The 18,644-nt window shown below is 42.0% G+C and carries 13 protein-coding genes; 3 read left to right on the forward strand and 10 right to left on the reverse strand.

Annotated elements, in window-relative coordinates:
- Positions 1 to 6 precede the first annotated feature (6 nt).
- The 4 genes from B5X76_RS04145 to B5X76_RS04160 are packed head-to-tail and all read right to left on the reverse strand — an operon-like array spanning position 7 to position 4,091.
- Positions 7 to 993 (reverse strand): metallophosphoesterase family protein, encoded by a 987-nt coding sequence (locus B5X76_RS04145; protein ID WP_079641484.1) that lies wholly within the window; start codon positions 991 to 993, stop codon positions 7 to 9.
- 23 nt (positions 994 to 1,016) lie between these two features.
- Positions 1,017 to 1,751, reverse strand: coding sequence for an HAD family hydrolase (locus tag B5X76_RS04150; RefSeq protein WP_079641486.1), 735 nt, complete (start codon positions 1,749 to 1,751; stop codon positions 1,017 to 1,019).
- Positions 1,744 to 2,991: an MFS transporter gene (locus tag B5X76_RS04155; protein WP_245800940.1), complete on the reverse strand. Its 1,248-nt coding sequence runs from the start codon at positions 2,989 to 2,991 to the stop codon at positions 1,744 to 1,746. Before B5X76_RS04155 ends, B5X76_RS04150 begins: the two co-directional genes overlap by 8 nt.
- Positions 2,991 to 4,091, reverse strand: a complete 1,101-nt coding sequence (locus tag B5X76_RS04160; RefSeq protein ID WP_079641488.1) for a zinc-binding dehydrogenase — start codon at positions 4,089 to 4,091, stop codon at positions 2,991 to 2,993. The genes B5X76_RS04155 and B5X76_RS04160 overlap by 1 nt, the downstream gene beginning before the upstream one ends.
- A gap of 266 nt (positions 4,092 to 4,357) precedes the next feature.
- Between B5X76_RS04160 and B5X76_RS04165 the strand changes: the two genes are divergently transcribed.
- From B5X76_RS04165 to B5X76_RS04175, 3 genes are all read left to right on the forward strand, one after another.
- Positions 4,358 to 4,939 carry a helix-turn-helix domain-containing protein gene (locus B5X76_RS04165; RefSeq protein ID WP_079641490.1) on the forward strand — a complete coding sequence of 194 codons (582 nt, stop codon included), beginning with the start codon at positions 4,358 to 4,360 and terminating at the stop codon, positions 4,937 to 4,939.
- Between the two features lie 187 nt (positions 4,940 to 5,126).
- Positions 5,127 to 6,443, forward strand: coding sequence for a DUF5690 family protein (locus B5X76_RS04170; protein ID WP_079641492.1), 1,317 nt, complete (start codon positions 5,127 to 5,129; stop codon positions 6,441 to 6,443).
- Positions 6,444 to 6,561: 118 nt separating this feature from the next.
- Complete coding sequence (locus B5X76_RS04175) at positions 6,562 to 7,719, forward strand: TIGR03364 family FAD-dependent oxidoreductase (RefSeq protein ID WP_079641494.1); 1,158 nt, start codon at positions 6,562 to 6,564, stop codon at positions 7,717 to 7,719.
- 276 nt (positions 7,720 to 7,995) lie between these two features.
- Here B5X76_RS04175 and B5X76_RS04180 read toward each other — a convergent pair whose 3' ends face one another.
- The 6 genes from B5X76_RS04180 to B5X76_RS04205 all read right to left on the reverse strand — a co-directional run bounded on the left by B5X76_RS04180 (position 7,996) and on the right by B5X76_RS04205 (position 18,153).
- Positions 7,996 to 8,571: a DUF3347 domain-containing protein gene (locus B5X76_RS04180; RefSeq protein ID WP_176140983.1), complete on the reverse strand. Its 576-nt coding sequence runs from the start codon at positions 8,569 to 8,571 to the stop codon at positions 7,996 to 7,998.
- 13 nt (positions 8,572 to 8,584) lie between these two features.
- Positions 8,585 to 11,008: a zinc-dependent metalloprotease gene (locus B5X76_RS04185; protein WP_079641498.1), complete on the reverse strand. Its 2,424-nt coding sequence runs from the start codon at positions 11,006 to 11,008 to the stop codon at positions 8,585 to 8,587.
- 26 nt (positions 11,009 to 11,034) lie between these two features.
- On the reverse strand, positions 11,035 to 12,459 hold the full coding sequence (locus tag B5X76_RS04190) for a RagB/SusD family nutrient uptake outer membrane protein (RefSeq protein ID WP_079641500.1): 1,425 nt from the start codon (positions 12,457 to 12,459) through the stop codon (positions 11,035 to 11,037).
- Between the two features lie 12 nt (positions 12,460 to 12,471).
- Positions 12,472 to 16,062: a SusC/RagA family TonB-linked outer membrane protein gene (locus B5X76_RS04195; RefSeq protein ID WP_176140984.1), complete on the reverse strand. Its 3,591-nt coding sequence runs from the start codon at positions 16,060 to 16,062 to the stop codon at positions 12,472 to 12,474.
- A gap of 97 nt (positions 16,063 to 16,159) precedes the next feature.
- Entirely contained in the window at positions 16,160 to 17,320 is a 1,161-nt protein-coding gene (locus tag B5X76_RS04200; protein ID WP_079641502.1) for a FecR family protein, read from the reverse strand.
- A gap of 152 nt (positions 17,321 to 17,472) precedes the next feature.
- Positions 17,473 to 18,153, reverse strand: coding sequence for an RNA polymerase sigma factor (locus B5X76_RS04205; protein ID WP_139375195.1), 681 nt, complete (start codon positions 18,151 to 18,153; stop codon positions 17,473 to 17,475).
- Positions 18,154 to 18,644 lie beyond the last annotated feature (491 nt).

An 18,644-nucleotide genomic window follows, 5' to 3' on the forward strand; every position in this document is an offset into this window, starting at 1 on the left:
GCAGGACTAATAACTTAACGTCCGATCTTCAATCTCGGCCATGACAGGATAGATATCTGTTAGACCGGGTGGCGTTGTTTGGTCATTGCCGGCGAATTTACTTTTCTTGCCTTTTATCTTTATTTTGCGCTTACCGTCAATTTCGACAATGGCCCATATTGGGGCTTCATATACGATGGTATGACGGAGTATAGGGTGCTTCTTATAGAAATCCTCAGAGAATGCCTTGCTTTTGTAGGACTCGTCCACCCAGTAGTAGGAGGAGCTATTGATTTGCACGTAATGTATACCATTGATATTATTGTAGTAATTGGAGTGATGGTGTCCGCTAAATACAAGTATAACTTTGTTAAAGCCCGCGTTTACGTTGATCTGTTCGAGTAGATAACGCACCTCCATGCCATTTTCAATACCATTATTGGTGTTGTCTATTCCTTGGTGACAAAAAATAACAGTTCTTAGCTTGGTCTTTTCTAGGTCTTCTTTGAGCCATGCCAGTTGCTGTTTGCCGATAGTTCGGGGGTAACCTTGTAGCTTAGAATTAAGCGGTTTTTCATTGCCATCTAAGATGACGAAATGAAAGCCGTCCTTGTCAAAGGAGTAGTACGGTCGGTTAACATTCCAAAAACGCAAGGCCTGATCTTTTGTAAAACCTCCGTCGGTGTCGTGATTGCCCAATACATAGTGCTTTTCTCCTTTAAATTTATTCCAGATATCCATTAGCGGTTGGTTCTGTGGTTTTGGAACACAGAAGTCACCAAGGCTTATAATAAAATCGGGCTGTTCTTGGTTCATGGCATTGATAAATGCTTCTGCCCGCTCTCCCGCATCGTGCATTAGATCGTAATGTAAATCGGAGATGATGCCGAACCTTAGCGCTCTTTTTTTTACCGCATTGTCAATCTCATTCAGAGGTGATGCTAGGCTATTGTTTAAAAAGAGACCGGACAGCCCTAGGCTGCCGATCTTGATGAAGTTTTTTCGGTTTATCATGGTTTAGTACGCTATTTAATAACCTATTCATTTAGTTTTTTGATGATGTCGATCATTTCAATTGGCTTCGAAATAAACTGATCATGTTTATAACTTTGTAGTTCTTCCTGACTATGTGTTCCATAGAGGGATCCCACAGAATACAGTACATTTGCAGCTTCTGCCGATTGAAGATCAGAGGGGGTGTCGCCCAGATTGATAACCTGTTTCGGATCCGCAATGCCACATTTTTTCATAGCCAGATGAATCATATCCGGTGCAGGTCGTCCATGTACGACATCGCTACTAGCGGTAGAGCAGTTAATGATGTTTTCGTTACCATTCGTTAAGCAGATATAATCGCTGTTTAATCCTTTGTCCCAACCCAGTTTCGCAAGGATGATATCGGTTACCTTTCGGTAGAAGCCTGTTGTCAGCGCTATTTTGATTCCGTTTGATCTGCAGTAATCGAATACCTCCAATACGCCCTCATAAGGCTTGGCGCCAACTGTTTCATAGTGTTCTTCCAAGGTCTTGGTGAAGTAATTGTAAGATTCTTGGACCTTTTTCGAATAATCTGGATGATCTTCACCGATTTCTTCTTTCCATATTGTCTCAAATACAAGGATTTTCGACCAGCCCATCATGCTATTAATCTTTTCCCTTGATACATTCAGATGGGTAGCTTTAATCGCATCATAAAAACACTTTTCAACTTCACGTTCATCCTGGACTGTTGTTCCAGCCATATCAAAGATGGCTAATTTTACTTTACTCATGATTATTTATGGATTCTTTAATTTTAACAAATGATATGATACATGCACATAGCGCGCAGATAAGGGCTACAAACAGAAAGATGTTCGCTGTATTTCCCGTGTAGTCAATTAGTTTGCCGAATAGGGGTTCGCCCACAGCAGCGAATACATAGGCAAACATATTCATAATGCCTATCCCTGTTCCGACCAGTTTGGTGCCTAATAAATCAGGACTCAGTGTCCAAAAATTGGCCTGCGGACCGTATACGAAAAAACCTGAGGCAAACATAAGGACACCTATTAGAAGGTGGTTTTCAATCGGAACGAGGTATATTAGCACTGCAATTATACAGCTGATCAACATCCCCGCTCGAATGGACTTGCTCCTGTTTTTTTTGAAGATTAGATCCGAGATATAACCAAATGAAACTGCTCCAAGAGCCATGCCTATAGGAATGAGGAGGGTAAGCCATAGATTGCCACTGGATTGTTTATAATCATTTCCAAGGAAATGTATAGGTACCCAGAATATGAGACCGTATCGCGCCATACTTTGAAAGCCGATTGCTACAGAGGCGATCATAAAATTTTGATTCCGAAATACCGCTTTATAGGCTTCCTTCCAGTTTCGAGTAGCTGTGGTCGATTCCGACTCCTCCTCTTCAGGGAGGGTATATCCTTTGTGTTTAGGATGGCTATACGCCAGAAATAGAAATAATAAAAGTGCCCCCGCTAAAAATAGAATAGGGTAGCGGAATAAGGTTCGCCAACTTTGATCTTGATGAACTAATACTAGAGCCATGAAAAATGTGAGGACAGAGGAACTGCCTGCTGCCATGGTATAAAAGCCAAAGGCTTTTCCCCGTTCCTCGCTGCTCCACCAATTTGCTATTAATCGACCTCCGGATCCCCAGGCCATAGACTGAAAATACCCATTTAATGTCCATAATAAGAGGATTGCCGTATAGCTATTTGCAAAACTGATGGATAGATTGCACAGTATCGAAAGCCCCCCTCCTGTAATGATCATGGTCTTGGGACTAAGTCGGTCGGCAAGGTTTCCGTTGATCAGCTGACCGATGGCATAGCCCATCAACATGGCAAAACTGATCCAACCTACCTGTTGAAAACTGATGTCGAGCTCTTCTGCAATTCCTTTTGCAGCCCAACCAAAGTTATGTCGCCCCGTGTAGAAGAATAAGTAACAGAACATAGTTACAAAGAGCATCTTCCACTGGTCTTTTCTAAATGTAGTACCCATTATTCTTCGGTTTTAACGGCTGGATTAGACATATATAGACCGGCACGTATCGGTTTGTTTGCTATGGCAAATTGGATAGCTTCGTTGATATTGGATAGTGGAAAGTCACGTTCAATTAATGACTCGAAAGGGTATTTCTTCCAGTTTTTAACAATAAAATCCACCGCATTGGAGAAATCAGTATAGTTGTAATTATGCAGACCTTTGATCGTAAGCATTTTTCGTATCATTTGTTCGGCATCAATACCAGTCTTACGTTGGTTGAATACGGCTCCAACAAATACTGCCTTGCCATGCAGTTGTAGTGTATCGATACCAAGCTCCATCGCATCAGGTGATCCGCTCATATCAATAAAGCAGTCTATCGAAAGTTTTTTCAATACCTTGTCAGACTCCTGTTCTTTCAGGTTTAGCGTATGTGTAGCTCCAAAATCTTTAGCGAGTTTCAGCCTATCTTCATTTATATCCGAAGCAACGATATGATTTGCCCCCATTTCTTTACACATGGCGATCGCGACAAGACCGAGTAGACCGATCCCGGCAATATGTACGTTCTTGTTGGCCACCGAATCAGTAAGACGGATGGCTCCTGCTGAGGTTGCTATAGCACAGTTGATAGTGGCCGCTATGCTTAATGGGATTTCCTGGGGTAATACCCTAATACAAGTGTGTGGCCGTAAGACGATGTGCGAAGCTAATCCACCGTGAAAACTATCTTTGGTTGTTATCTGCCGATGACCATATTTATAAAGATCACTGTTTTTCTGAGGAGTTTCAGCCTGATAATTGGTCGTGTTCGGGTCGCTAGCAAATACCGTCCAGGTCACAAGATCTCCAATATGGAGCGGTGTTCCGATAGCGTCCAACCCGCTGTGCTCTGGAGAAATCTTTTCGATTACTCCTACAATCTCATGACCTAATATGGTAGGGCAAGGCTCTTGTCTCAGGCCACAGTAAGTATGTAGATCACTACCGCAGAGTGTTGCGTAGCGTATGTTTACTAATATTTCGTTCTCTTGGAGATCCGGCAAGGGCATCTCAACCTTTTCTAAAGGTTTGTTTGCCTCATGGAATACATAATAAGTCCCTTGTTGTTTCATATCGTTGTATAAATATACAAATGTTTTGCAATACTAAACAAAGTTTATTTATGCTATATTTTTATAGCGTTAATTTATTGTTAAGTTTTTTCAGAAGGATTGGACTTTTGTTCTGATAAATTAATATCAATTAGCAGATATATTTGCTTATTTTTCCTCTATAAGAGAATGTCAATGGATGAGGAGAGCTACAAAATTCGCTTTTATATCTATGAAACAATTTTTTTTGCGTGCAAACGCGAATTTATGTAGGTTTGAAGAATAACATGGAAGATAATACATTATTTAAGATAAGCCAAAAGCTGAAAGAGATACGTAAGGAGAAAGGTATTACGATTCAGGAGCTAGCGGACCGGGCTGGAGTGAGCAAAGGGTTGATTTCACAGATTGAAAACAACAGGACCATTCCTTCTCTTTTGGTATTGATTAATATTATAAAATCGCTCGAGATTGACCTTAATGAGTTTTTTAAAGATTTCAATTCGGATGAAGACTCGGGGCCGATTATTGTTCGTAGAAAGGATTCCTATACCGCATTTGAAAAGGAACAGGCACTGGGCTTTCACTATAAGCGTATTTTTACTTCCTCAATCGATAGCTCGACCTTGGATATTGTGTTATTAGAGCTGTTGCCAGATGCTAGCCGACCTATGGTCGAGACAGAGGCATTTGAGTATAAGTATATAATCAGTGGTAAGGTGGAGTATGTATTCGACGATCAGGTCGTTGTATTGGAAGAAGGTGATTCGATCTTCTTTAATGGAAGACTTGCCCACACACCTAGAAATATAGGCGACGAGAAGGCCTTGATGTTAATTGTCTATTTTTTCGATCAGAAGCATAAATAATACAAAATTTAGAATTTTAAAAGGAAAGCCTTGAACGTATAGTTCAGGGCTTTTTTAGTGTTTTACAAATGCTAAAATAGTTTTGTAATATTGTTTACAAATACTTAACTTTAGTTTAGCGTTTGGTTAATAACATAACTATACTTTTGGTTGCTTAATAAGATTTTTTACCAATAAGTATACGATTATGTCACTAATACATACTATAAAAAATAGGTTTACACGCTTAGATGAACGGTCCGTGGCAGTTGTTCTGGCATTGGCTGCTTTCTTTTGTTATACGAGTATGTATTCCTTCCGGAAGTCCTTTACAGCAGCAGGATTTGCGGATGAACAGCTTTTGGGTATTAGTTTCAAGGTATGGCTTGTTGTTGTCCAGATGTTAGGTTACATGTTTAGCAAATTTTACGGTATCCGATTTATTGCCGAGAGTAAAAATAAAAACAGAGAACGTTATTTGGTGGTGCTTATTTTGATTTCCTGGTTTAGTCTATTTCTATTTGCATTGGCGCCGAAACCTTGGAATATCGTATTCATGTTTTTTAACGGATTTCCATTGGGAATGATTTGGGGCTTGGTTTTTTCTTATTTGGAAGGAAGGCGTTTTACAGAGATTATGGGGGCTGTTATGGCGGTGAGTTTAATCTTTGCTTCGGGGTTGATTAAGACAGTAGGCCGTTGGTTAATGAGTTCCTTTGCTGTCACCGAGTATTGGATGCCATTTTGCACCGGGTTGTTGTTTTTTGTGCCCTTTCTATTGTGTGTTTGGGTATTGGGAATGGTTCCTGCTCCAACCGCTGCGGATGAGCTTTTAAGAACAGAGCGTGTCGCTATGGACGGAAAGATGCGTAAAAAGTTTTTGAAACGTTTTATGCCAGGGATCGTGCTGACAGTACTTGTTTATATGTTATTGACCATACTTCGTGATGTTAGAGATAATTTTGAGATAGAAATCTGGAACATGTTACATATTAAGGATAATGGTATTTATGCGAAGGTCGATGGGGTGATAGCTCTAATTGTGCTGTTTATGATTTCCATGCTTATCCTTGTAAAGGACAATCTGAAGGCATTTAAATTGATTCACCTACAGATTATAGCGGGGTTCCTTATTTCCGGCCTTTCTACGTATTTCTATACGATTCATCTGCTGGATGGTCTTACTTGGATGTTGTTGGTTGGGTTGGGATTATACATGGCTTATATACCCTACAATGCCATCTTTTTTGAACGGATGATAGCTACTTTTAGGGTGAAGAGCAATACCGGATTTGTTATGTATCTAGCGGATTCTATAGGTTACTTAGGTAGTTTTGTTATTATGATCAATAAAGAGATGCTGCCCAATACGCTGAGCTGGGGAGGGTATTTTATACAGCTGGTGTTCTTTGCATCTTGTATAGGAGGCGTTTTGTCTGTTCTGTCGCTGATTTATTTTGTTCGCAAACAGAAATCTCCTGTAAAAGTGCGACGTCCCAAAACACGGGTTTTGTTATGGGGATGATTTTAGGTTTTATTTATAAAGTGTAATACATATAGAATTGATGAAATACTCATGTTTAGTGAGAAGCATAAACACTCATGAGTATTCCATATGACAGATAAAAGCAAATTATACACATATGAACAATAAAAAATATGATCTGATAGTGGTAGGAGCAGGAGTGTTGGGTACATTCCATGCGTATCATGCCTTGGTTAGGGGGCTTCGCGTTTTACATGTGGAGAAAGATAATTATCCACAGGGATCTACGGTTCGTAATTTTGGACAGGTAGTGCCATCTGGAATGGCCGGCGAGTGGTTTGGATACGGGGTAAGAGGATTGGATATTTATCAGTCCATACAGCAAGAGGGAGATATATCCATACGGAATAACGGTAGTATCTATATTGCTTCCGATCAAGATGAAGTACAGGTTATTCACGAGTTGAGCGTCCATTATCAGCAGGTAGGTTATGCCCATGAGCTTTGGTCTAAGGAACAGGTTCTAAAGGCTTATCCGATGTTGAATGGAGCGTATGTGAAAGAAGCTATTGTCTTTAAGCAGGAACTCAGTGCGGAACCAGACTTGATGATCAGGAAGATACACGGTTATTTGAAAGAAAAATTTTCTAATTATACCTTGCATTACGATACCGCAATTGTGGGCTGTGAAGAACTGGGGGACACTGTTTCTTTAAGATCTAGCCAAGGCGAAAGTTTCGATGCGGACAAGGTGGTGATTTGTAATGGTTATGAATTTAAATTGTTGTTTAGAGATCTTTTTGAAGACAGCGGTCTCAAAGTGAGTAAATTGCAGATGATGCGTACCAAGCCTCTGCCGCATTTGAAGATGCCAGGGAATATTCTCACCGGACTTACGGTACGTCGATACGAGAGTTTTGAAGCTTATTGCCCATCTTTCCATACGATGTCTGTACCCACACACTATGAAGAATTACGCAAATGGGGGGTGCATATTCTTTTTAAGCAAGCGGTAGATGGCAGTATCATTATAGGCGATTCGCACGAGTATGCGTTAGGCAGTCGGATCGATGACCTTGGTTTTTCTATCAATAATACGATCAATAGGCTCATGCTTGCCGAAGCGAATAGAATCATGCCGGTAGATGAAAGTATGATCGAGTCGACCTGGACCGGTTGTTATGCACAGCACGATAAGCAGATTTTGGAAATTGATGTGTCGGAGCGTATACATGTCCGTACGGGGATAGGGGGCAAAGGAATGACGGCTAGCGCCGGTTATGCGGAGAAGAGTCTGGAAAAGATATTGTCCTAAAATAGATCGGCAGAAATTGATATCCGTAGTAAGCCGATATTAAGATCGGCTTACTACGGATGTGCTTGATGGAGGGAGCGCACGATGCATGCTGAAATATTTCCCTACTGAAGATTACCATGTGTCCCAAAGGCAGATCTCATCGTATAAAATTAGCTTTTGAATTATAACGCTTAGGCTATCTTTTTCAAGCTATGAAACAGCGCCTTATATTAGCTATTTAAATCAGGCATTCCATTTTTTTGAAGAATTATGTTCTGCCTGATTTAACCTCGCTTAAATATGACAGCAGTCCGCTACCTTGTAGTTCTCCTCTGTCACATTACCAACTACCTTACCACAGTCAGGCATTTCTATAGGATTATAAGGATTACGTATCGCTTTATTGGTATGAACCCAGTACGCCTTTTCCATTGGGCAGTATTGCAAGTAGACTGGTGCATCGGAAAACTTCATCACATCCATAACAGACCACAGTTGTGTGCTGATTGCGGAAAACGAGGTCTTTATCTTCTCAAGATCTTTAAGCTTCGATAAGGCCAAGCTATTGCTTCGTAAGGAATCACGAAGGCTCATCATCCTACCCAAATGTTGTCCTGGTATTCCTTTCAATCGCATTTTTTTTAGTTCAGTATGGAATAGAGTAGCCTGCGCCTCAAATGCAGCTTTGTCTTCCGCTTCTATTGCATCTTTGGCTTTCATGTATAGTTCCAAAAGTCCTTTACGTTGTTCAAATTCAGGGGTATTACCCTCTTGTGCCTGTCCAAATCGCACAGATAGAAGTATACCTCCGATCATTAATAGTCTGCACAGGAAACCAATAGGCAGAGGTGATAGTTGTTTGTGTTTCATATGTTCTGTTCTTTTATTTTGGTTGTTTGCCATCTTGTATACGTTTGATTTCTTTAACCATATTGGCGTAATGCGCTTTATTCAAGTTCCCCTTGGACTGAGCCTGTAGACTTTCTACCTTCTTCTGCAGTTTAGGTAGATAGGCGCGAGTGTACAGGTTGACATCACTGCGTTGAGCTTGGCTAATGGGATCACTTACACCGACAGTTTTAGGATTCACTATCGCATCAATACGATCTAGGAAATAACGTTGTAAACTTCTTCTGTAGTTGTCCAGTTGTGTGTCACCGCTCATATCGCTCCATACACCCTTGGATATTTCTGCTATATATTCCTCCAAGTCAAGAGCTTCCGTATCTTTCATGGATTTATAATATATGTTTTGCATCATGACCGGGCTGAATAGCATAGTTAGCATTTGTTCTTGCTGGTCGAGGATCTCTTTATCGCCATCACGTCCCGTATACTGCTGTACGTCCTGCGGATACAGCCAGGTAGGTGGATTAAATACATTGTCCGTGACGTATTGAATTGCTGCCTTGCTTTTGGACTTGGGAATGGCACTGTATACTGGTCCTTCGTCTATACGGATGCGGTCAGTTACGTACCTATTTCCGATGTTTTTCAAAACGTGATATAGGTAACGATCGAACTGTGCCCGTACAGCTTTTTGCATATCCTTTAGGTTAGTGTAGTCGTCATTAGCGCTCGCCGTCCAAGCGACTAGATTTTCCATTACTCTTTTTAAATTCTTGATACCATAAGTATTAGCCAACATAGAGTCGTCGCCGAGGTCTTCGGTTTGACTGCGAGGGTCTTCATTTTTCCCTTCTCCTCCAAACCATAATTTGGGATTGCTCCGTAGGCTGTCCGTCACCTGACGAATCAAAAAGGTTTGTTCGGAGTGTGCATCTTCAAACTGATTTAGATGCTGGTATCCCCATTGTATGGCCCATTTATCGTAGATTCCTATACGAGGGAAGATGCCATTAAGGCCGATGTTATCCTCCGGTTGGGCTACATAGTTAAATCGTGCATAGTCCATGATGGATACCGTATGACCATGCTTTTCGACCCATGCTTTGTCCCGAAGTTTTTCTACTGGCGTCATCGCACTTGATCCCATGTTATGGCGAAGCCCAATGCTATGACCAATTTCATGAGACGATACAAACCGGATCAGTTCGCCCATGATTTCATCATCAAGCTCCATTTTCTGTGCGCGTTTATCCAGCGGACCGACCTGTATCATAAACCAGCGCTGTAGAAGGCGCATCACATCGTGGTACCAACCCACGTGACTCTCTATTATTTCACCACTTCTGGGGTCAGAGATACGTGGTCCATATGCATTTGCTTTTTCTGAAGCAAAATAACGGATTACTGAAAAACGGGCATCTTCTAGGCTCATGGTCGTGTCATTTTCAGGCCATTCTTTTCCTACAATAGCGTTTTTAAAGCCAGCTTGTTCAAAAGCTGCATTCCAATCGTTTACTCCTGCAATAAGATACGGTCTCCACTTTTTAGGTGTTGCGGGGTCGATATAGTAGATAATCTGTTTTTTTGGCTCCACAAGTTCGCCGCGAGTGTATTTCTCAAGATCCTCTTCCTTGGGTTCTAAACGGTAACGCTGTATAAAGCTATGGGGCTCACTACGCTGTTTCTGGTCAGAGAAGAGAATAAACTTGTTAGCGAAATAACCTACACGAGCATCAAACAAACGTTTTTGCATGGGCACTTTCGGTAATAACACCATAGAGGTATTGATCGTGAATGTTTGAGCACCTACATTTATAGCAGGCGAACTCGTAGAATATGTTTTGGTAGTTTGTACTTCGATGTTGATAGGATAGACACGCATATCAATGATAAATGAACGATCGTCGGCTAGCGATCCCAACTTGTTTTCTGTTTTAATACTGTTGGCTACAGATAATACGGGGTTATCCTTTTTAAATAAATCCGTCACATCTACGAGGTATGCATCCTTTTCGGGGCTAGTTCCTTTTATATCCATTGCTGTTATAATCGGTGTCAGCTGTGATTTTTCCAATGCTTGGAAGATGGCATCATCCGACGAAGCGTCCTTTCTATAGTCTACAGATCGTAGAAAGATACGATTAGCATTCCCTAGTTCAAAATAGACGGTTTGCTCATTCAGTTTTTCGCCACCATACAGAGAAAAGCCCGCCGGTGTTGACACGAGACGTGTCACAGTTAGGAAATAACGGTTCATCAGTGAATCTGGGATTTCCAGGTACCACTTTTTGTCCGATTCGTAGACTTTGAAAACTCCACTACGACTAAGGGTGGCTTTACGTATGATTTTCTGGTATTCGTTTTTCGGGCTACTAGCGCTGTCGGCGGGTAGGGAGAGAGCTGACGCTTGTACTAGCGACAGTCCTAAGATAAGGCATGTAAATAGTTTTTTTAGCATTTTTATTTAGTGGTCTTCTTGTTGTATTAAAAAGGTGTTTTCTCGTCCGTATTAGGACGGATATTTGGATTACGCTCCATCACATCGAGCGGGAATGGAATGATATACAGTCTTGAGTTGGGAGCTAGGCGGTACGTCTGCTGTGGTACCGTTTTGTTGACGATAGGAAATTTGCGTTCTAACGTCTTCGCATACTCCGGTTCTGTATTCAGACGTTTGAGGTCGAAAAATCGATGATAGCCAAAGGGAAGCTCCTTGCGACGTTCGTTGATGACTAGCTCCATGGTTTCTTTGCGCGTACTTGGCGTGGATAGTATGGCGGCATCACCTTCGATCCTTTTTTTACGGAGGGTGTTCAAGGTCTCGATCGCATTGATATAGTTGTCTTCACGTGTATAGCATTCAGCAAGCATGAGATAAAGCTCTGATGTTTTGATGCCTACAGTAGGGAAGAAGAAGTTGGTAAATCTCATATCGTAGTAAGATGTACCTGCACCCGCATCCTGAAGGCTAGTGCTTGTCTTGTTAAAGAACAAGGTAAAACGCCTATCTTCTTTTTGAAACATTGACGTGAGTTCAGGACTCAGTAAGTAATTGTAGCCAAAATTCATCTCATTGTATCCATTAATGTACATATAGCTCATGATTTCTGGGTTGTTTGCTGCTGGCATGGGAAGGACTGTTGGTCCGCCTTGTTTAGCGTAGGCCACTAGATCAATCAATTCATTCTGATAGCTCATCGCTTTCTCTATCGCAGCTTTTGCCTGTGTTATTTCACGTTTGAATAGATGTACCTTTGCTTTGAAAGCCCACGCGAAGGCCAGTGATGGGTGGTATACATTTGTTGGAGTTTCCTGCAGGTATGGAATTGCCTCCTCGATATCCCTTTGTATAAAATCATAGGCCTGTTGTACCGTAGATTTAGTAGGTACCGCTTCTAGATCGTATTTATCCATTAGACATATACCGCCATCCTGTGCCGCAGTAGCAGGATCATATGCTTTCGCATAGACGTTTACCAAAAGAAAGTGGTCATAGGCCCGGAATATTTTTGCTTCCGCTTTTGCCAGTTGTTTCAATGCTTCATCACCCGTGCTGCCATCTACCAGACTAATGATATTATTCCACTGCCCGATATATTTATAGGCCTGATTGTACATACTGGAGCTGGTAATGCGGTTTACACGATCTTCACTTTCATCAAAAAGAAAATTAATAGTATTAATATTTTTAGCAACACCGATCACATGACTTTCCCTCATCCATTGGTCATCTACTAGATATTGGAAATTATTGATGGGGTAGGCCCGATTGGGCCAGGCTACCAGTTCATAGAAATCTTGTGTAGTTGTAACCAGTTGTGACCCCGTTGGAGTCAGATCCAAGTATTTATCGCAGGAGCTCAAGACCATCAGACCTAACATTAGTGCTCCTATTTTATATAGTTTCATTATTTGCAGTGTTTAGAAATTGACATTTATTCCCAATACATATGTTTTCGGGTTTGGCATAGCGCGTGTACCCGAGTTGAGTGAATATACTTCGGGATCTATACCGTCCCCGGCCGCACTCCAATACCAAAGGTTATTAATCTGAGCCATGATTTTGGCATTTGCCAGCCCAGCTTTGCGGACCCATGTGTTAGGAAGGTTGTAACCGACCACAATGTTGCGGAGCTTTATATAGTCCGCATCCAGCACATGCACATCAGCATTGCGCCACATTGAACCTGAGGTACTGGCATATGTGAGTTTGTTTTCGGGATAATCGACTAATAGACGTGGGTAATCCGAAGAGCCCCCCTGTGACCATCGGTTCACCAAGGCTTTATTGTACAGTACATTGCTATTGATGTCTATCACATCTTTACGTAGTTTATTACCTCCAGAGTAAACCAACATTGCCGATAGGTCAAACGATTTGTAACTGATGCGTTGATTAAAGGATCCCGAATAGGTCGGGTTTAAGGAGCCCATATACACCAATGCATCTTTAGAGGTAATAGATTTGATGCTGGTAGGTACGCCATTGGCATCGAATACAGTATTTGCTATACCATTTTCGTCAAGAAAGTAAGGATATCCTTCTGTCATCCCGCCGTAGCGATAAGCCATAAGCGAGTTGAAGGGTTGGCCTTCGAAGAAGTAGTTTGTCGGCGCACCCACATAGGATGCCGCCGTCGACGCGGCCATGCTCACTTTATCCACTTTGTTACTATTATGTGCATATACCAATGTAGAGCTCATCCGCCAGTCCGTAGTCTTCAGCCATGTCCCTGTCACAGAAAGTTCTATACCGCGGTTGCGTAGTGCGCCATTGTTGAGACGTCTAGACAGTGCTCCCACCGTAGGGTCTAAGACAGAATTGACGAGTAGATCCGAACTATATCGGTTATAATATTCGATGCTACCCATTAGACGGTTGTCCAGCAAGGCGTAATCGATACCAAAGTTCCAGGTACTTGTTTTTTCCCAGCGAAGTTTGGGGTTAGGCAGGTTTGCGATTTCCAGGTAGCGCAACGAAGTATAAAGCCGGTCGGTTTTCCAGGCGGCAGTAGAGTGCGGAAAAGTAGTCTGGTCAATATTACCCGTTATACCATATGTGGCACGTGCTTTAAGCACATTGATAATCGGATGATCCTGTAAGAAAGATTCATTGCTAATATTCCATCCTGCGCCCATCGACCACAATGGACGATACCTATATTTGGGATCTACCCCAAAAAGATCAGCCTGATCTACCCGTACACTACCTGTCAGGTTAATACGTCCATCGTAGGTGTAACCTGCATTTGCATAGGCTGATACATAACGGTGATGGATATTGCTGAGTTTACTAAATGTTGGATTCGAAAAGCGATTGTTTCCACTGTATACATAACTTTGAAAGCCATTTTCGCTGGCTGTAGCCCAATCTATGTTTATTGAATTGAGTGTTACAGGATCATAACCGTAGAGTACCCGTGTGAGACTAGGAGGAGTCTTTGTCTGTCTCATTTCGAAGCCGGCTAATGCCGTTAGCTGATGCTGTCCCTGAGTGCCAAATGTACCATTGTAATTCAGCTGATTTCTAAAGGTGTAATTGTAGTTTTTGTCATTATATTGAAAAAAACGACCACCATCAGGTAGATTGGATCTGTACGTGTTGTTTGCTGCAGTATAGCTTACCAATCCATTGTGCAACATCCGCATAGCATAGTCATTTTTGTCGTAAAAACTATTGGCACCACCTTGACCAAGCTCGTAAGAGAACATCACCTGATAAGAAAGCCCTTTTGTGATCTTTGCCTCGAGGTCGGTAAAGGCACGAAGATTAAGTCTGTTGAAATTTTGAACACCTTGTTCCAACGCATCCAAAATATTGAAGCCCGTGCTTCGCAACTGGCTGTGTGCTTCGATCTGTTCAGCAGTACGGCCATTTACGGCTGCGCCGGGCCCCGCAATACTACTGGCTAGATCAATATAGGGACTGATATAGCGCGAACCATCCTGATTCAGAATACGTGCATAACGGGGCTGGAGCCTATAATCATTATAGGTCTGTTCCGTTTCTTTACCAGCAGTATAGTTTCCGTTTAGCCCTATAGTAGCCGAAAGCCAGTTAGTTATCGTAAACGAAGACTTCAAATTAAGGTTGAAGCTTTTATTGTTGTTATGCCGAATACGGCCGTCAGCATTGCTATAATTGAATGATGCGTAGGTGTTACTGCGACTTCCGCTCTGCGAGATATTCGCATTGTACCGCTGAGTAGTCTGGTTTTGCCATACCTGATCTGTATACTCCTTATAGTAGTCATTTTGCTTCCACTGTAGTATTGTTGCATCAAATTGTTGACTGCTGATCTCTCCCAGGTCCCGACGTCGGTAAAGGTCGTATAGCGGTGAATAGTATCGAATAGAGCCGTTATTCATCGAGCCATAATTGGCGAATAAGGATTGCGTATTTGCATAGCGCGAAAGTTCACGCGCGTATACATCCATTTCAAAATCGATGAGATCGGCCGTAGAGGCATCGTTAAGTTTCGTAATATCAGGCTTTTCCGTTATAAAAAAATCAATGTTGGCATTGACTTTAACGCCTTGTCCCTTGCCCTTCTTTGTAGTCACAATAATGACACCGTTGGCAGCGCGGGCGCCATAAATAGACGCAGCTGAAGCGTCCTTCAATACCGTCACCGATTCGACGTCGTACGGATTGATATCAGAGAGACCTAGTTCTGTCGGTAGGTTATCCATGACGATCAATGGACTTGTTCCTACTGTAGTAGAGTAGGTCCCGATACCCCGGAGTACAGGTTCATCGGGCCCCATACCAAAAGGGTTTTTGGTATACACCAGACCAGATACCTGTCCCTCAAGGGCAGATAGCAGGTCGGTGTTAATCTGTTTGTTAAGCTGATCGTTTTTGACATGCACAAAGGAACCTGTGGAGCGTTCTCTAGGAATAGTCTGGTATCCTGTGATCATCACTTCATTGAGCATTGATTCTTTAAGCGACAACAGGATGACGATAGGCCTTTCCGCATTTACTTTTGTAACCGGTAAAGATCGGAGGTTGTAACTCATATGATGAAAGTACAGTGTATTCTCTTCCGCTAGGAGCGATAGTTCGAAGGAACCATTTTCGGCGGACAGCGTCTGTTCCTGAGGAGAATCTGTGTGTATGGATACTCCGGCGATAGGTTTTCCCAGGCTATCCAACACTCTGCCGCTTACGATATAGGTTTTCTGTCTGGTTGATCTTTTGGGCGACAGAACGATACGGTTTTTATCGATACGGTAGGCGAACGGCTGGTTTTGGAACAATAGTTCAAGAGCCGTGCTAAGCTCGACCTGTTCTACGGTGCGTGTAATTGGTTTTGCCTCTTTAAGAAGATCGGCATCAAAGATAAACTGGTAGCCATATTGTTGTGATAGCTGTTGGATGACCTCTTTTACCGAACTATTTTTAAATTGCACAGAGACACGTTGTGCCTGAACAGAATTTACCTGGAGCAGACATGCTGCACACAGCATCATCATACACCATACATAGCGTGGACGAGTTGTTGTCATTAAATGGATTAGGTTAAACATAAAGTAGTTAAATGTTAGCAAAGTGTACTTCAAATTAAATTTTTATGGACCGCAGGTGCGGGATGTTTGGGGTGGACTATTCATTTCGTTGATTATCTGGTGTTTCTTTTTTATATATCGTGATTTTACGGCCTTCGATCTGATAGTGGAGGTTACTGGTTTCTTCCAGAAGCCCCAGTACTTCGGAGAGCGGTAGACCCTTTTCGATTTTCATATATATATTCTTGTCATTTGGTACACTCTGTGTGTCGAGTGTAGTGCCGTACCACCTACAGATATCCAACAGCACACGAGATAGAGGTTGGTCTTCGTAGGCAAAATAGCGATCTCGCCACGCTATAGTCTGTGCTACGCCATTTCTCATTGCTGCGATCCCCGTATCAGTACTGGACACTTTCTGCCCTGGGCTCAAGATAATCTTTTGCCCACCCTTAGTGTGCGATAATGCTATTTTTCCTTCAATGAGTGCTGTTTCCACCAGTTTTTCTTCGGGGTAATTCCTTACGTTAAATTGGGTGCCTAAGACCTCAATTAGCGTATGGTTGGCATGAACCAAAAACGGACGCTCGTTGTCATGGCTAACTTGAAAGAACCCCTCCCCCCACAAGGACACCTCTCTTCTCGTCTCCTCGAAAGGCACAGCGAGGGTCAGGCTAGAGTGTGCATTTAGCGTCACTACCGATCCATCCTCCAAGATGATCCTGAAGTCTGATCGATCGGTCGATATGACCTGCTGCGTAGGAATCAGTGCTTTATCAGTCGACCTGTTGATACGTACGGTCTGACTATCGATCCTAGTTATAATCAACCCAGTTAAATTCCATATGCTGTCTTGCTGGTGGTGTATATCTATGACTTTGCCTTCGGTAGTTCGGATGGAAAGCACAGGGGTAGGTGCGTAAAAGTCCTCCTTTTGTTTATATGGATACAAAATCATAAAGCCTATAGCCAGTATTGCTACAGCCGCCACATAGGCGACTCGACGAATCTTTCCGCTCCATAAGGGTTTTACCACAGGGGCGGTATGCTCGGCTAGGCGCTGCTGCACGCGCTGCAAACTTTCTTGTGTATCGGCCGTTACGGGGAGGCTGTCCGCACCGGTCAATGCATGATCCATCAGGAGTCGAAGCTCCGCTTCAGACGTTTCTTCAAAATACTCAAATAATAGATCAAGCTCCACTCGGTTTATGGTCCCATCCAAGTACTTGCTATAGATATTGATGATGTTTTGTGCCATATTCACTAGTATATACGCAGCCGTTCTTCAAAAACACTACGGTATTTTAAAAAAAAGATTTTTTTTGATATTCTTTCGAAATCTCTCTCTTCAGAATCAGGTTCGTAGTGGTTTTATCTTTTTTATGAAGATGTAAAGCGGGAGGGTACTTTCTAGCGAATCGTGCAGGTGATCAGGAATAGCAAAATTTCATCGTAATGGGCTTGTACAAAAGCGCGGATCTGCTGGTTGCTTCTCACCATAAGGTTGCTTACAGTGGAAGGCGAAATGTCGAGGAGCTGTGCCACTTCATCATAGCTTTTGCGCTGTAGCTTACAGAGTTCAAAAATTTGGCGTTTGCGCTCGGAGAGCGATCCCAGTGCGCGGTTAAGAAGGTCTAACTGTTTGGATTGAAGGTCTTGTTCCAGATCTATATGATACAGTTCGTCAAAAGTATTGTAAAGTTGTTCCTGTATTTTTTGATCTTTGGCAGCTTTTCTATAGTAAGTGTACACTTCATTTTGTGCTATTTTGAATACCCAAGCCCGGAATGACTTTCTGGTATCCAACATCATTCTATTGTCCCATACTTTGACGAAAGTGTTTTGCAGTAACTCTTCAGCGGTACTTCTATTTCTTACCATTTTAAGTAGTAATTGAAAAAGCCCGAGACTATATTTTTCATATAGTTCGTTAAAAGCTTGTTTGTCACTTGCTTTCAGTCGTTCCACCAACGGTACGATATCGTCACCGGTATACGTCTCTTCCATAAAAGATACCAAAGTTGCCGAATGGCATTCCACATTTTGGCTACACGCAAAGGCTAGCACCTGTGAAACAGTTAGTTTGTACAAACATAATGAAATTTGCTAAAAATAATAATGATTTCAGATAGAATCTATATTTCAGATTAAAATACGATTATGTCAGATAAGAGAAGATGCAGATAATGATATATTTCTGTGTCCAAAATGTTCTTCTTCTATTTTTTGCTTTCATCTTGTATATTTGTCCTGTCAAGAGTTTACTTTTTCCTAAACGGAGTACATATAGCGTGAATTTCCTTAGTTGACGATGAAGTGGGATAAGACTTTAAACCTTAAATCTGTCTCCCGCTAAAGGTTGCACCTCCAAATCTTACCGTAGCATAAAGAGATGCAATTGTTCGTTTTCTGGGAGCTATTTCTTCTGTTCCGATGAGTGTAAAAAGACCTTCTCTGCCAGAGTTAGATGAATAGATTACCTTTCATAATCTCCATCTTGTTTCAGATTTAGCTATTCTTCGTATCTTAGCAACCGATTATATTCCTGTAATCTTTGCTTGAAACGCTTAATATGGATATTT

Source organism: Sphingobacterium nematocida (genome assembly GCF_900168125.1).
Lineage (GTDB): Bacteria > Bacteroidota > Bacteroidia > Sphingobacteriales > Sphingobacteriaceae > Sphingobacterium > Sphingobacterium nematocida.